Raw genomic sequence first — 13,450 nt, 5'->3', positions numbered from 1 at the left:
GCGGGGCTTGATGCATCTCTGCGTGGCAGTTTATAACGGCACTTCGTGACGGGTGATTGACCGAGTCGTGGTCTGACGCCGAAAGCACCTGTTCCCTGACTGGAGTATTCCATGCCCGATACCCTGAAGTTGCTGCTGCACAACCTGCAGCTGCTCGTCCTGAAAATCGTCATGAAACTGGTCAGCGCCGGGCAGCCGCTGCTGCTTTCCGGCCCGGGTTCCTCGTTGCGGATGTGCCGCGCGATGGCCGATCTTGGCGCCCGCAAGGTGCTGATCGTGACCGATGCGGTGCTGGTGAAGCTCGGTCTGATCGGGCCGCTGCGGGAGGCTCTCGAAGCGCACGGCGTGGCGTGTACCGTGTATGACGGGGTGGAACCCGATCCCACCCACAGGCAGATCGAGGCCGGTGTGGCGCTGGCGCGCCGCGATGGCTGCGATGCGGTGCTCGCGGTCGGCGGCGGCTCGCCGATGGATGCCGCGAAGATCATCGCCGCGTGCGTTGCCAACACCGCGGCGGTTTCCGATCTGGTCGGGAATTTCAAGGTCAAACTGGCGCCGCTGCCGATCTATGCGATACCCACCACTGCGGGTACCGGTTCGGAAGTCACCGTCGTGGCCGTGGTCACCGATACCGCGGCACAGGCGAAGACCCCGGTGGTCGATGGCAAGCTGGTGCCGCTGATGGCCGCGCTCGACGCCGCGCTGATGACCGGGTTGCCGCCGCACATCAGCGCGGCGACCGGCATGGATGCGCTGACCCATGCGGTCGAGTCCTATCTTTCGCGTTTCGCCAACGACAGCACGATGCGCCTGTCGCTGGCCGCGGCGAAGCTGGTGTTCGCCAATCTTGCCCGGGTCTGCGAGCACGGCGAGGATCTCGAGGCACGCCAGGCGATGGCAATGGCCTCGACCTATGCGGGGCTTGCGTTCAGCCGGGCCAGCGTCGGTTATGTGCATGCGATCGCGCACAATCTCGGTGGCATCTATCACACGCCGCACGGTCTGGCGAACGCGATCGTGCTGCCGCATATTCTCGATTTCTCGCGCGATGCGGCCGCCGCACGGCTCGCGGACCTGGCGCTGGCAATCGGCGCCGGCACGCGCTCCGAATCCGCGGCTGTGCTGGCCGAGCGCTTTATCGCGAAAGTGCGCGAACTCGCGCTTCGTATCGGCATACCCGAAAAGCTCGATACCCTGCGCGCCGCCGATGTGCCGCTGATAGCGCGCCGCGCGCTGGACGAGGCCCAGGGCTTCTATCCGGTGCCGCGTTTCATGAACCAGTCCGAATGCGAGGCGGTGCTGCGGAAACTGCTGCCGTGAGCGTTGCGCTCGCCGGGTCGTTGCGCGTCGCGCGCGAAGGGCAGGTCGCGCTGCGTGGATCGCGCATCGCGTATCGCCAGTGGGGGGCGGATGGCGATTTCCCGGTGCTGGCGCTTCACGGCTGGCTCGACAATGCCGCCTCGTTCGACGCGCTCGCGCCGTTGCTCGAGGGCTATCGCGTGATCGCGGTGGATCTGCCGGGCCATGGACGCAGTTCGCACCGCAGCGCCGATGGCTGCTACAACATCTGGGATGATCTGCCGGACCTGGTGGGGCTGGTGCGCGAATTCGGCCTCGAGCGCTATGGATTGCTCGGGCACTCGCGCGGCGCCGTGATTGCGACGCTGATGGCGGCGATCGAAGCACCCGCGGTGAGCAGCCTGGTGTTGCTCGACGGAATGATTCCGCCACCCTTTGATGAAGCCGATACCGTCAGGCAGTTGCGTAGCTTCGCCCATGATTACGGGCGTCGCGCACCGCGCGCAGCGCGCGTGTTCGCGACGCCGGGCGATGCGGTGGAGGCGCGCTGCAAGGCAACCGGCATCGATCGCGCTGCCGCCGAAATGCTGGTCGCGCGTGGCATCGAACAGGTCGACGGCGGGTTTCGCTGGTGCACCGATGCGCGGCTGCGCTACGCCTCGGCATTGAAGTTTGGCCAGGAACATCTGCGTCATGTGCTGGGCGCCCTGGAACTGCCCGGCTTGCTGATCGCGGCCAGCGAGGGCAATGCGGGGCGCTTCGCGGATCATCCGGCGATGGCATGGTACGGCGCGCTCGAGGTGGTTCGCGTCGCCGGCTGTCATCATTGTCATATGCTGGCGCAGGCGGACGAGATCGCCGCGCGCATCCTGAAATTCTGGAGAGCACCGTGAATCACGCCGAGGACCTGGAACACGAACTGGCTGAAATGCACACGCTGCGCGATGTGATGCGTTTGGCGGTGAGTTTCTTCAGCGCCGCGAAGTTGCATTATGGCCATGGCACCGACAATGCCTGGGACGAGGCGCGCTGGCTGACGCTGGGCGCATTGGGTCTGCCTTTCGACAGCCCGGATTGGGTGCTCGATGCGCGCATGGCATCGAGCGAGCGCACCCGTCTCGGGCGGCTGCTGCGGCGGCGCATCGTCGAGCGCGTGCCCGTCGCCTACCTGCTGGGCGAGGCCTGGTTCGCGGGGTTGCGCTTTCGGGTCGACGAGCGCGTGCTCATTCCGCGTTCGCCGATTGCGGAGTTGATCCAGGCGGGATTCGAGCCGTGGTTCAGCGCCAGTTCGCCACTGCGGATTCTCGATCTGTGCTGCGGCAGTGGCTGTATCGGCATTGCCGCAGCACTGCGTTTTGCTGATGCCACGGTCGATATCAGCGATATCTCGTCGCCAGCGCTGGCGCTGGCGCGCGAGAACGTCGCGCTGCATGGGGTGGAGGATCGGCTGAGGGTGGTGGAATCGGATTTGTTCGACGCCCTCGGCGATGCGCGCTATGACCTGATCCTGTGCAATCCGCCCTATGTGGATGCGCCCGACATGGAGGCCTTGCCGAAGGAGTTCCGGCATGAGCCACGCATGGCCCTGGCGGCCGGGGACGATGGGCTGGACCTGGTGCGCCGCATCATGGGCGAGGCGGGCAAGCATCTGCTCGCGCACGGGTTGCTGGTGCTCGAAGTGGGTAACAGCGCAGCGGCGCTGGAGAGCGCCTGGCCCGGGACCCCGTTCCTGTGGCCGGAGTTCGAACAGGGCGGCCACGGGGTTGCGCTGATCGCTGCGCACGACTTGGGGGCCTGATTCGTGACGCTAACCTTTGGCCCAAGGGCAAAAGGTTACTGTCACGAATCAGGCAAAAAGGTTACTGTCACCGGTCAAGGGACGGGAGCGGGTTTGAGGCATGTCGGGTAATAGCATTGGGCGTCTGTTCACGCTGACCAGCTTTGGTGAGAGCCATGGTCCGGCCATCGGCGGCATCGTCGATGGTTGCCCGCCGGGGCTCGAACTCGGCGAGCAGGACCTGCAGCCCGATCTCGATCGGCGCCGCCCGGGCACCTCGCGCTATACCACGCAGCGCAACGAGGAGGACCGGGTCAGGATACTTTCGGGGGTGTTCGAGGGGCGCACCACCGGCGCGCCGATCGGCCTGCTGATCGAGAATACCGACCAGAAATCCAAGGACTACACCGCGATCAAGGACACCTTCCGTCCCAGCCACGCCGATTATGCCTATACGCAGAAATACGGCTTCCGCGACTATCGCGGCGGCGGCCGATCCTCGGCGCGCGAGACGGCGGTGCGTGTCGCGGCAGGGGCGATCGCGAAAAAATTCCTGCGCGAGCGCGGCGGCATCCTGGTGCGCGGCTACCTGGCGCAACTCGGGCCACACCGCGCCGCCACGCTCGACTGGGATCAGGTGGAGCGCAACCCGTTTTTCTGTCCGGACCCGGCGCTGGTGCCGCAGCTGGAAGCGTACATGGCAGCGCTGATCAAGGCGGGCGATTCGATCGGGGCACGCATCAACGTGGTGGCGAGCGGTCTGCAGCCGGGTTTCGGCGAGCCGGTCTTCGATCGCCTGGATGCCGATATCGCGCACGCGATGATGGGTATCAATGCGGTGAAGGGAGTCGAGATCGGCGCCGGCTTTGCGGCGGTCGAACAACGTGGCACCGAGCATCGCGACGAGATGACGCCGCGGGGTTTCCTGTCGAACAACGCCGGCGGCATCCTCGGTGGCATATCGACCGGGCAGGATATCCTGGTGTCGATCGCGCTCAAGGCGACCTCGAGCATCCGCATCCCGGCCCGCAGCATCGACAGCCTCGGCAATGCCATCGAAGTCGCGACCCATGGCCGCCATGATCCCTGCGTGGGGATTCGTGCCACGCCGATCGCCGAGGCCATGCTGGCGCTCGTGCTGATGGATCATGTGTTGCGCGATCGTGCGCAGAACCAGGATGTGAGTTGCAGGACGCCGGTATTGCCGGCGAGCGTGTCCCCGCCCGAGGGTTCATGAGCACGGAGAGCGCCAGCTATCCGTATTGGCGCCTTTCCTCTTTCTATTTCCTCTACTTCGCGTTTCTCGGCGCGATGGTGCCGTACTGGGCGCTGTATCTCGAGGCGGCCGGGCTCGGTGCCGCGGCGATCGGCGCGGTGCTGGCAATGATGGCGAGCGCGCGCATCGTGGCGCCGAATTTCTGGGGCTGGCTGGCCGATCGAGGTGGCCGGCGGCTGCTGATCATCCGCGGGGGCGCGATCGGCGCATTCGCGTCGCTGGCCAGCCTGGTGTGGCGCCAGGACCTGCCCTGGGTGATCGCGATGGCCACGCTGCATACCTTCTTCTGGAATGCGATTCTTGCCCAGTACGAAGTCATCACCCTCGCCTCGATGCGCACCGCGGTGCACCGCTACGGGCTGGTACGGCTGTGGGGCTCGGTGAGTTTCGTGCTGGCGGTCGCGCTCTCGGGGGTCCTGTTCGATCACCTGAGCGTGGGCCAGCTGCCGTGGCTGCTGGCATTGCTGCTGGCGCTGATCGCACTTGGAAGTTTTGCGATACGCGATCCCGGCAGCATCGAGCGCCGTCCGGCTCCCGGAGGGCTGGTTGCGTTGTTGCGCCAGCGCGTGGTGCTGGCGTTTCTTGCCGCTGCCTTCCTGTTGCAGTTCTCGCACGCGCCGTATTACGGCTTTTTCAGCCTGCTGCTCGACCAGCACGGCTTCAGTCGTGGTGCGATCGGGCAGTTCTGGGCGCTCGGGGTGGTGGCGGAAATCGGCGTGTTCGCGCTGGCTCACCGCTTGCTGATGCGCTTCAGCCTGCGCGACATCCTGATGGCCAGCCTGTTGCTTGCGGCATTGCGCTGGCTGATGATTGGCCTCGGCGCGGGCAAGCTGTGGGTGTTACTGATTGCGCAATGCCTGCATGCGGCGACTTTCGGCAGCTTTCATTCCGCGGGCGTGGAACTGGTGCGGCGTCATTTCGGACATGGACACCAGGGGCAGGGGCAGGCACTCTACAGCGCCGTGAGTTTTGGTGCGGGCGGGGCGCTTGGTGCCCTGCTGAGCGGTTTCGCGTGGGAACTGAGTCCGATGCTGGCCTTCATGCTGGCCGCGGCGGCAGCGCTGCTTGGCTGGTGGCTGGTGCGTGTGGCGGTGCACGGTGCGCTGGTGGACAATCCGGGCTTCGGCGATGGCGAGCTGGCGCCCGGTCAAGCAGCAGCCAGATGATCGCTGAACGGGAGAACAGAATGTTTCGTCTTTTGCGTACCAACCGCACCCTGATTTTCGGGCTGATCGCGCTGGCCTGCCTGGTGGCGTCGGCGCTGTACAGCTTCGATATGGATCCGGTGGAAATCGGGCGCTTCTTCCTGAAAACCCTGCTGTTGATCGGCGTGATGATTCTCGCCGCGCTGCCGGCCGCGGCTTTGCTGGGCTGGCTGCGGCACCGCGGTCGCCGCTAGCTCAGAGCGCGCTCAGGGTGTACTCGAGCAGCAACTCATCGGCAATCGCCTCGAGTTGGTCGCGCAGCTCGTCGATATCGAGATCGGCGGGCGCATGGAAACTCGCAACCGCGGTGAACAGCGGGTCCGCGCTCATTGCGGCGCTGGTGATGTCGCTGCGCAAATCGAAGACATTGATATGGCGACGCGCCAGCGCGGCGGAGAATTCATGCACGATACCCGGGCGGTCGTGACCGAGTATTTCCAGCCGGTACGGGACAAGGTCGGCAGCTACCGGTGTATCCGGACAGGTCTCGAGACGCAGGGTGAGTCCTTCGTTGCCCAGTGACTGCAAGGCGCCGTCGAACTCCCCGACGCGCTCCTCGGGCACCGCGACGCGCACCACGCCGGCAAATTTTCCCGAGAGTTTTGCCATCCGGCTTTCGAGCCAGTTGCCCTGGTGCGCATTGACCACCTCCGAGAGGCTCTTGACTAGCCCCGGGCGATCATCGGCGATAAAGCTGATCAGCATATGGATCTGCATGGCGCGGTGCCCCGTAGCCGTTCAAGGCCGGTATAATAGCAGGCCGTCACACCTGCGCGTTCGCATTGCGCCGCGCAGCGTGCCCGACACCGTCAGCAACAGGAGAGCGACATGAAATATTCCCCGCAGGCCATTCGCCGGCTGGCCGCAGGCGCGGCGATCGCGATGAGTTTCTGCATGTTCAGTCACGCGGCATCGGATTTCGATGCGGTACTGGCCGGCGATCAGCGCAGTGCCGAGAACCGGGCGCGCGATGTCTATCGCCATCCCGCCGAAACCCTTGCGTTCTTTGGCCTGAAACCCGATATGACCGTGGTCGAGCTGTGGCCGGGTGGCGGCTGGTACACCGAGATCCTGGCGCCGTACCTGCGCGACAATGGCAAACTCTACGCCGCGCATTTTGCCGCGAACTCGGATATCGAGTATTTCCGCAAGGGACTGGCGGCGTTCAGGGACAAGCTGGCGGCAAACCCTGCGGTCTATGATCGCGTGGTGGTGACCGAACTGGCGCCGCCAGGTGCGCTTGCGATTGCTCCCGCGGGCAGCGCCGACATGGTGCTGACGTTTCGCAACGTCCACAATTGGCTGAAACCCGAGGGCAACGAGCTCAACGTCATGAAGGCGGCATTCGCGGCACTGAAGCCGGGTGGGGTGCTGGGAATCGTGGAGCACCGCGCCGCCACCGGGACCAGCCGCGAGCAGAGCATCGAGTCGGGCTATATGGCCGAGGCGATGGTGATCGAGGCGGCCACGGCTGCGGGTTTCGTGCTCGAGCAGAGCAGCGAGATCAATGCCAATCCGGCTGACACGCACGATCACCCCAAAGGGGTCTGGACCCTGCCGCCGCGGCTCGCGCTGGGCGAACAGGACCGCGCCATGTACCTCGAAATCGGCGAGAGCGATCGCATGACCCTGCGTTTGCGCAAGCCCGCGCAGTGAGCCATGTCGAGATACCGTGGCGCGAGCTCTCCGCCGCCACGCTCGACGGAGTGATCGAGGAATTCGCGACCCGCGAGGGAACCGAATACGGCGAGCGGGAGGTGGAACTGGCGACCAAGGTCGCGCAGATCCGCCGCCAGCTCGAACGCGCCGAGGTGCAAGTGTTTTTCGATACCGATCTGTCCACCTGCCAACTGTTCACGCGCGCCGAGGCCGCGCGGCGGTGCGTGCTGGCCAGCGACGGGCAGGCAGGGTGAGCGTCGTGGAAACCACGCTCGATACGCGCGGGCTGTTCTGCCCGGAGCCGCTGATGATGCTGCACAACCGCATCCGCGACATGGCGCCCGATGATGTGGTCACGGTGCTGGCCACCGATCCCTCCACGCGCCGGGATATCAGCCGTTTCTGCGAGTTTCTGGGCCATGAACTGCTCGCCGACGAGGAACGCGATGGCGAGTACAGCTACCGCATCCGCAAGCAGGGCTGAGGGCCCGGCGCCCGGCGTCGCGGCACCCGATGCGCGGCAACTGTGCGCATTGTTCGATGAGTTGTTCGGCGCGAGCGAGAACACCTGCCTGGTCGCGGGCGGTGAGGAGCCGCTCTACGTGCCGGCGGATTGCGCACACGCCAGGGCGCGCATCATCTTTCGCCACGATTACGTGGCCAGTGCGCTGCACGAAATCGCCCACTGGTGCATTGCCGGCAGCGCCCGGCGCCGCGAGCTCGATTATGGCTACTGGTACACACCCGACGGGCGCGATGCGCTCCGGCAGGCCGAGTTCGAACGTCTCGAGGCCCGCCCGCAGGCCCTCGAATGGTTGCTCAGCGAGGCCTGTGGCGCGGTGTTCCGCCCCAGCATCGACAATCTCGGCGGCGCCGCGCACGACCCCGGCGCTTTTGTGCACGCAATCGCGGCGGCCGCGCGCGATTACTGCGTGCGTGGAATGCCGCCGCGCGCGCGGCTGTTCCACGCCGCGCTGTGCCGGTGGCGGGGCGGGCAGGCCGCGCCGGACGCCGCACACTACGTCGCCACGCGTCTGCTCGCAGCGGACAGCTGCCAGTGAGGCGGGCGTACCTGATCGATGCCTCGATCTATATCTTTCGCGCCTATTTTTCGCTGCCCGAACGCTGGCATGCGCGCAATGGCTTCACGACCCATGCGCTGCGCGGCTACGCCTCGTTCCTGCTCGATCTGCTGGAGCGCGAGCAGCCGCTGCGGGTGCTGGCCGCTTTCGACGAGAGCCTCGGCGGCTGCTTTCGCAACGAGATCCATCCCGGCTACAAGAACCGCCGGGTGCTGCCCGACGCGCCACTCGCGTTCCAACTCGAGGCCTGCCGCGAGTTCACCCGGCTGCTCGGCATCGGCTGCGTGGCGAGCAAGCGTTACGAGGCCGATGATCTGCTGGCCGCCGCGGCGGTACAGGCGCGGGCGCTCGGATTGAGCAGCGTGGTGCTCAGCCGCGACAAGGACCTGGGGCAACTGCTGCAGACAGATGGCGATCTGCTGTGGGATTTTCCGGGCGGCGAGCCGCTGGGGCACGAGGCGTATCGGGCGCGCCACGGGATACGTCCCGCGCAGGTGCCCGATCTGCTGGCGCTGACCGGCGATGCGATCGACGATATTCCCGGAGTGCCCGGGATCGGCATCAAGACCGCGACCGCGTTGCTGCAGGACTACCCCGATATCGAGGCCATTCTCGGTGCCACCGGGGAAATCGCGAACTCGCGGCGTCGCGGGGCGGCGCGCACCGCGGCGGCACTGGAGGCGCACGCGGCGCAGATCCGCATGGCGCATCGGCTCACCTGCCTTTGCGGGGAGCTCGCTGGCGAAGCCGCGCTGCCGGCTTTCGAACGCCAGGCACCGGAGGTACCGGCGCTGGTGGCATTCGTCGAGGAGCACGGCCTCGACGCAGGTTTCAGGACGCGGGTGCAGGGCGTGGGGGCCGGATGGCAATGAAGCTGGTGGTCGACGAAAACATTCCCGGCGCCGACCAGCTGTTCGCGCAGTTTGGAGCGGTGCAGCGCCTGCCGGGGCGCGCGATCAACGCCGCCGTGGTGCGCGATGCCGATATCCTGGTGGTGCGCTCGGTGACGCGCATCGATGCGGCGCTGCTGCGTGGCAGCCGGGTGCGCTTCGTGGGCAGTACCACCGCGGGCATCGATCATGTCTGTCTTGCGGACCTGGATGCGCTCGGCATCCGCTTCGCGCATGCACCCGGCAGCAATGCCGATTCGGTGGTGGATTATGTGCTGGGCGTGCTGGCATTGCGTTTTCCGGATGCGGCATCCATCGCTTCGCGGCGCATCGGCATCGTCGGTTGCGGCAATGTGGGTGGGCGGCTGTTGCGCCGCTTGCGGGCGCTTGGAATCAGCTGTCGTGTTTACGATCCGTTTGTCGAGGGCATTGCCGAGGCCTGCGCCTTCGACGAGGTGCTCGACTGCGATGTGCTGAGCCTCCATGTGCCGCTCACCAGCGAGGGCGATCACCCGACCCGATACCTGCTCGGCGCCGCGCAGTTGCAGGCCCTCGCCACACGGGCGCTGCTGATCAACACCGCACGCGGCGCGGTGGTCGACAACGCCGCGCTGCTCGGATTGCTGCGCGCGCGCGCGGATCTCGGCGTCGTGCTCGATGTGTGGGAGCACGAGCCGCGGATCGAGCCGGCGCTGCTCGCGCGCACCCTGATCGGCACGCCACATATCGCGGGCTATGCGGTGGATGGCAAGTTGCGCGGCGTGGCGCAGGTCTACCGCGCGCTGTGCGATTTCCTGCAGGGCGGGGCGCCGCTCGAGAGCTTCGCCGCGCTGCAACTTCCGCCGGCCGGGGTGGTGCCAGCGCAGGCGACGGGCTGGCAGCAGGCGGTGCTCGGCTCTTATGACCCGCGCACCGATGATGCGCAGCTGCGCGCGCTCGCGGTTGCGACGCCGGCGGATATCGCCACCGGTTTCGATCGCCTGCGGCGCGATTATCCGGCGCGGCGCGAGCTCGGTGCCTGGCATATTGGCAGTGCCCGCGAGAGCGAACGCGCGCAACTGCTTGCGGCAGGCTTCCACGGATGAAACCGGGGCCGGGCGAGCGCCCGTTCCGGCTCGGATTGATCGTCAATCCACTGGCCGGAATCGGCGGGGCAGTGGGCCTGAAGGGCAGCGATGGTGCGGCGATCGTAGCCGAGGCGCGGGCGCGCGGTGCCGAGCCACGGGCGCAGGCGCGCGCGGTGCGTGCACTTGCGATGCTCACCGGGCTGCGCTCGCGCATCGAGTTGTATGCGGCTGCGGGAGTCATGGGCATGGATGCCGCACACGCGGCAGGCTTCGAGGCGCAGGTGGTCGGCCCCCCTGTCAGCGGCCCCACCACGGCGCAGCACACCCAGGATGCGGCGCGCGCATTGTGCGCGATCCCGGTCGACCTGCTGCTTTTCGCCGGTGGCGATGGCACCGCGCGCGATCTCTGCGCGGTGGTGGAATCGCGCTTGCCGGTGCTCGGCATTCCGGCGGGAGTGAAGATGCATTCCGGCGTCTACGCGGTATCCCCGGAGGCCGCGGGCGAAGTCGTGCGCGCGCTGATCGATGGCGCACTGGTGGATATCGCCCCGGGCGAGGTGCGCGATCTCGACGAGGATGCCTTTCGCGGCGGGCGGGTGAACTCGCGCCATTTCGGCGAGATGCGGGTACCGGCCGAGGGACGCTACGTCCAGCACACCAAGGTGGGCGGGCGGGAAGTCGAGGAACTGGCGATTGCGGACATCGCCGCGCAGATCGTCGAGGAGATGGAGCCCGGGCAGTTGTACATTCTCGGTCCGGGCACCACCACCTTCGCGATCAAGGAACTGCTCGGCATCGACGGTACGCTGCTCGGCGTCGACGTGGTGCGCGATCGTGAATGCCTCGCGCGCGATGCCGGCGAAGCACGCCTGCTGGAGTTGCTGCGCGAACACAGCGGTTCCGCGCGCATCGTGGTCACCGCGATCGGCGGGCAGGGCCACGTGTTCGGACGCGGCAACCAGCAGATCAGCGCGGCGGTGATCCGGCGCGTCGGCATCGACAACATCGTGATCGTGGCCGCCAAGAGCAAGATCGGCGCGCTGCAGGGCCGGCCGCTGCTGGTCGATACCAACGATCCCGCGCTCGACCAGGCGCTGCACCGCTACATGCAGGTAGTCACCGGGTACCGCGACGCGATTCTGTATCCGCTGGGTTATGACGATTGCGCGACGCCGTCTGACTAGATCCGCTCAGGCCTGGGCATAGCCCGCCAGGAAACGTTGCAGCCGTCCCATCGCGTCCTCGATCTCCTCGACCCGCGGCAGGAATACCACCCGCAGATGATCGGGCTCGGCCCAGTTGAACGCCGTGCCCTGAACCAGCAGCATCTTTTCCTGCGCCAGCAGGTCGTAGACCAGGCGCTCGTCATCGAGCACCTTGTGCACTTTCGGATCGAGGCGCGGGAACAGGTAGATCGCGCCGCGCGGCTTGACGCAACTCAGGCCCGGAATCGAGTTGATCAGTTCCCAGGCGCGATCGCGCTGTTCGCGCAGGCGCCCACCCGGCAGCACCAGGTCATTGATGCTCTGGTACCCGCCGAGCGCGGTCTGGATCGCGTGCTGGGCGGGTACGTTGGCGCACAGGCGCATCGAGGCGAGGATGTCGAGCCCCTCGATGAAATCTCTGGCATTGTGCTTGGCGCCGGAGACGATCATCCAGCCCGAGCGAAATCCGGCCAGGCGGTAGGCCTTCGACAGCCCGTTGAAGGTGATGCACAGCGGCTCGGGCGAGAGGCTGGCAAGCGCGACGTGCTCGACGCCGTCGTAGAGAATCTTGTCGTAGATCTCGTCGGCGAGTATCACCAGCTGGTGCTCGATCGCGAGTTCCACGATCTGCTCGAGTATCTCGCGCGGATAGACCGCACCGGTCGGGTTGTTGGGGTTGATCACCAGTATCGCCTTGGTGCGATGGTTGATCCTGGCGCGGATATCGGCGATGTCGGGGTACCAGTCCGATTGCTCGTCGCAGCGGTAATGCACCGCGGTGCCGCCGGCAAGAGTGGTCGCGGCGGTCCACAACGGATAATCGGGCGCAGGTATCAGGATCTCGTCGCCATCGTTGGCAAGTGCCTGCATGACCATCACGATCAGCTCGCTGACCCCGTTGCCGAGGTAGATATCGTTGACCTCGACGTTGGGGATCTGGATCTGCTGCGCGTACTGCATCACGGCCTTGCGTGCGGAGTAGAGGCCCCGGGAGTCGCAGTAGCCCTGGGATTTCGGGATGTTGTGGATCACGTCCACCAGTATTTCCTCGGGCGCCTCGAATCCGAAAGGCGCGGGATTGCCGATATTGAGCTTGAGGATCCGGTGACCCTCTTCCTCCATGATCGTGGCGCGCTCATGCACGGGGCCGCGAATGTCATAGCAGACGTTGGCCAATTTCAGCGATTTCAGAAAGTCACGCATGGCGGGGTTTCGGGCCAGGGAATGAACGCAATAGTATAGGGTAAGGTGTGAGGTGATCGGAATTGCAGCCGCAGGGCTGTGCATAATTGCGTTTCGGGCACGCTGGGGTGCCCGCTTGCGGGGAGGAAGCATTCATGTCGGAGCATCAGGACGACGAGCAATGGCGGGGCAAGCTGTCCCCCGAACAATTCAATATCTGTCGCGGCAAGGGCACCGAGCGCGCGTTCACCGGCAAGTACTGGGATACCAAGACATCGGGAATCTACCGCTGCGCGTGTTGCGCCGAGCCGCTGTTCGATTCCGCGACCAAGTACGATTCCGGCTCCGGCTGGCCGAGCTTCCATGCGCCGGCCAACGACGAGTGTCTCGTGACCGAGTCGGATCGCAGTCTCGGGATGGTGCGCACCGAGGTGATGTGCCGCAAATGCGGCGCCCACCTCGGGCACCTGTTCCCCGATGGTCCGGCCCCCACGGGGTTGCGTTACTGCATCAATTCCGCCTCGCTGGAGCTCGAGCCGCGCGCAGCCGGATGAGTCTCTGGAGGCGCGGCGCGGCGCAAGGCGGTTGTTGCGCAGCGACCGCCTTGCGTCCGTGCAACTCGTGTCGGAGTTTCGCAATGCCCAATAATGCCGCCTCCGGATTCTTTGCTTGACGCCCCGGCAAGGGCTTCCTAGAATGCGCGCCGTCCTGGAACTTCGGTTTTGTCCCCTTCGTCTAGAGGCCCAGGACACTGCCCTTTCACGGCGGTAACAGGGGTTCGAATCCCCTAGGGGACGCCAAATAAAAA

16 protein-coding genes and 1 tRNA gene are annotated in these 13,450 nt (G+C 66.0%); 15 read left to right on the top strand and 2 right to left on the bottom strand.

The window, feature by feature from the left end; genetic code table 11:
• Window positions 1-111 precede the first annotated feature (111 nt).
• From IPF49_06885 to IPF49_06860, 6 genes are all read left to right on the top strand, one after another.
• On the top strand, window positions 112-1,320 hold the full coding sequence (locus tag IPF49_06885; GenBank protein MBK6287348.1) for an iron-containing alcohol dehydrogenase: 1,209 nt from the start codon (window positions 112-114) through the stop codon (window positions 1,318-1,320).
• Window positions 1,317-2,192, top strand: coding sequence for an alpha/beta fold hydrolase (locus IPF49_06880; GenBank protein MBK6287347.1), 876 nt, complete (start codon window positions 1,317-1,319; stop codon window positions 2,190-2,192). Before IPF49_06885 ends, IPF49_06880 begins: the two co-directional genes overlap by 4 nt.
• Window positions 2,081-3,097 carry a 50S ribosomal protein L3 N(5)-glutamine methyltransferase gene (gene prmB / locus IPF49_06875; protein ID MBK6287346.1) on the top strand — a complete coding sequence of 339 codons (1,017 nt, stop codon included), beginning with the start codon at window positions 2,081-2,083 and terminating at the stop codon, window positions 3,095-3,097. Before IPF49_06880 ends, prmB begins: the two co-directional genes overlap by 112 nt.
• Before the next feature lie 100 nt (window positions 3,098-3,197).
• Window positions 3,198-4,313, top strand: coding sequence for a chorismate synthase (aroC, locus tag IPF49_06870; protein ID MBK6287345.1), 1,116 nt, complete (start codon window positions 3,198-3,200; stop codon window positions 4,311-4,313).
• Complete coding sequence (locus IPF49_06865; protein MBK6287344.1) at window positions 4,310-5,518, top strand: MFS transporter; 1,209 nt, start codon at window positions 4,310-4,312, stop codon at window positions 5,516-5,518. The genes aroC and IPF49_06865 overlap by 4 nt, the downstream gene beginning before the upstream one ends.
• Window positions 5,519-5,538: 20 nt before the next feature.
• Window positions 5,539-5,751 (top strand): hypothetical protein, encoded by a 213-nt coding sequence (locus IPF49_06860; GenBank protein MBK6287343.1) that lies wholly within the window; start codon window positions 5,539-5,541, stop codon window positions 5,749-5,751.
• Window position 5,752: 1 nt separating this feature from the next.
• Here IPF49_06860 and IPF49_06855 read toward each other — a convergent pair whose 3' ends face one another.
• Window positions 5,753-6,274, bottom strand: a complete 522-nt coding sequence (locus IPF49_06855) for an ACT domain-containing protein (GenBank protein ID MBK6287342.1) — start codon at window positions 6,272-6,274, stop codon at window positions 5,753-5,755.
• 111 nt (window positions 6,275-6,385) lie between these two features.
• Between IPF49_06855 and IPF49_06850 the strand changes: the two genes are divergently transcribed.
• The 7 genes from IPF49_06850 to IPF49_06820 are packed head-to-tail and all read left to right on the top strand — an operon-like array spanning window position 6,386 to window position 11,439.
• Complete coding sequence (locus IPF49_06850) at window positions 6,386-7,213, top strand: class I SAM-dependent methyltransferase (protein ID MBK6287341.1); 828 nt, start codon at window positions 6,386-6,388, stop codon at window positions 7,211-7,213.
• On the top strand, window positions 7,210-7,470 hold the full coding sequence (locus IPF49_06845; protein ID MBK6287340.1) for a YheU family protein: 261 nt from the start codon (window positions 7,210-7,212) through the stop codon (window positions 7,468-7,470). Before IPF49_06850 ends, IPF49_06845 begins: the two co-directional genes overlap by 4 nt.
• Window positions 7,467-7,700 (top strand): sulfurtransferase TusA, encoded by a 234-nt coding sequence (gene tusA / locus IPF49_06840; GenBank protein ID MBK6287339.1) that lies wholly within the window; start codon window positions 7,467-7,469, stop codon window positions 7,698-7,700. Before IPF49_06845 ends, tusA begins: the two co-directional genes overlap by 4 nt.
• Window positions 7,663-8,277 (top strand): elongation factor P hydroxylase, encoded by a 615-nt coding sequence (locus IPF49_06835; protein MBK6287338.1) that lies wholly within the window; start codon window positions 7,663-7,665, stop codon window positions 8,275-8,277. The genes tusA and IPF49_06835 overlap by 38 nt, the downstream gene beginning before the upstream one ends.
• Window positions 8,274-9,170: a flap endonuclease gene (locus tag IPF49_06830; protein ID MBK6287337.1), complete on the top strand. Its 897-nt coding sequence runs from the start codon at window positions 8,274-8,276 to the stop codon at window positions 9,168-9,170. The genes IPF49_06835 and IPF49_06830 overlap by 4 nt, the downstream gene beginning before the upstream one ends.
• Entirely contained in the window at window positions 9,161-10,273 is a 1,113-nt protein-coding gene (locus IPF49_06825) for a 4-phosphoerythronate dehydrogenase (GenBank protein MBK6287336.1), read from the top strand. Before IPF49_06830 ends, IPF49_06825 begins: the two co-directional genes overlap by 10 nt.
• Window positions 10,270-11,439: an ATP-NAD kinase family protein gene (locus IPF49_06820; protein ID MBK6287335.1), complete on the top strand. Its 1,170-nt coding sequence runs from the start codon at window positions 10,270-10,272 to the stop codon at window positions 11,437-11,439. The genes IPF49_06825 and IPF49_06820 overlap by 4 nt, the downstream gene beginning before the upstream one ends.
• 6 nt (window positions 11,440-11,445) lie before the next feature.
• Here the strand turns inward: IPF49_06820 and IPF49_06815 are convergent, their stop codons facing one another.
• Window positions 11,446-12,663 (bottom strand): pyridoxal phosphate-dependent aminotransferase, encoded by a 1,218-nt coding sequence (locus IPF49_06815; GenBank protein MBK6287334.1) that lies wholly within the window; start codon window positions 12,661-12,663, stop codon window positions 11,446-11,448.
• Between the two features lie 134 nt (window positions 12,664-12,797).
• Here IPF49_06815 and msrB point away from each other — a divergent pair, with 134 nt between their 5' ends.
• Together msrB and IPF49_06805 are read left to right on the top strand one after the other, a co-directional pair.
• Window positions 12,798-13,196 (top strand): peptide-methionine (R)-S-oxide reductase MsrB, encoded by a 399-nt coding sequence (gene msrB, locus IPF49_06810; protein MBK6287333.1) that lies wholly within the window; start codon window positions 12,798-12,800, stop codon window positions 13,194-13,196.
• Between the two features lie 170 nt (window positions 13,197-13,366).
• A tRNA-Glu gene (locus tag IPF49_06805) sits at window positions 13,367-13,442 on the top strand.
• Window positions 13,443-13,450 lie beyond the last annotated feature (8 nt).

Source organism: Gammaproteobacteria bacterium, from assembly GCA_016705365.1.
Taxonomy (GTDB): Bacteria; Pseudomonadota; Gammaproteobacteria; order Pseudomonadales; family UBA5518; genus UBA5518.
Note: the sequence above shows the minus strand (reverse complement) of the source record. Positions and strands in the feature narration are given on the sequence as shown.

Bases quoted from the DNA above. Each gene is read 5' to 3' on its own strand.
- IPF49_06850 (MBK6287341.1), top strand. From the start codon at position 6,386: ATGAAATATTCCCCGCAGGCCATTCGCCGGCTGGCCGCAGGCGCGGCG.
- msrB (MBK6287333.1), top strand. From the start codon at position 12,798: ATGTCGGAGCATCAGGACGACGAGCAATGGCGGGGCAAGCTGTCCCCC.
- IPF49_06865 (MBK6287344.1), top strand. From the start codon at position 4,310: ATGAGCACGGAGAGCGCCAGCTATCCGTATTGGCGCCTTTCCTCTTTC.
- prmB (MBK6287346.1), top strand. From the start codon at position 2,081: ATGGTACGGCGCGCTCGAGGTGGTTCGCGTCGCCGGCTGTCATCATTG.
- IPF49_06825 (MBK6287336.1), top strand. From the start codon at position 9,161: ATGGCAATGAAGCTGGTGGTCGACGAAAACATTCCCGGCGCCGACCAG.
- IPF49_06860 (MBK6287343.1), top strand. From the start codon at position 5,539: ATGTTTCGTCTTTTGCGTACCAACCGCACCCTGATTTTCGGGCTGATC.
- IPF49_06885 (MBK6287348.1), top strand. From the start codon at position 112: ATGCCCGATACCCTGAAGTTGCTGCTGCACAACCTGCAGCTGCTCGTC.
- IPF49_06820 (MBK6287335.1), top strand. From the start codon at position 10,270: ATGAAACCGGGGCCGGGCGAGCGCCCGTTCCGGCTCGGATTGATCGTC.
- IPF49_06815 (MBK6287334.1), bottom strand. From the start codon at position 12,663: ATGCGTGACTTTCTGAAATCGCTGAAATTGGCCAACGTCTGCTATGAC.
- IPF49_06835 (MBK6287338.1), top strand. From the start codon at position 7,663: ATGGCGAGTACAGCTACCGCATCCGCAAGCAGGGCTGAGGGCCCGGCG.
- IPF49_06855 (MBK6287342.1), bottom strand. From the start codon at position 6,274: ATGCAGATCCATATGCTGATCAGCTTTATCGCCGATGATCGCCCGGGG.
- aroC (MBK6287345.1), top strand. From the start codon at position 3,198: ATGTCGGGTAATAGCATTGGGCGTCTGTTCACGCTGACCAGCTTTGGT.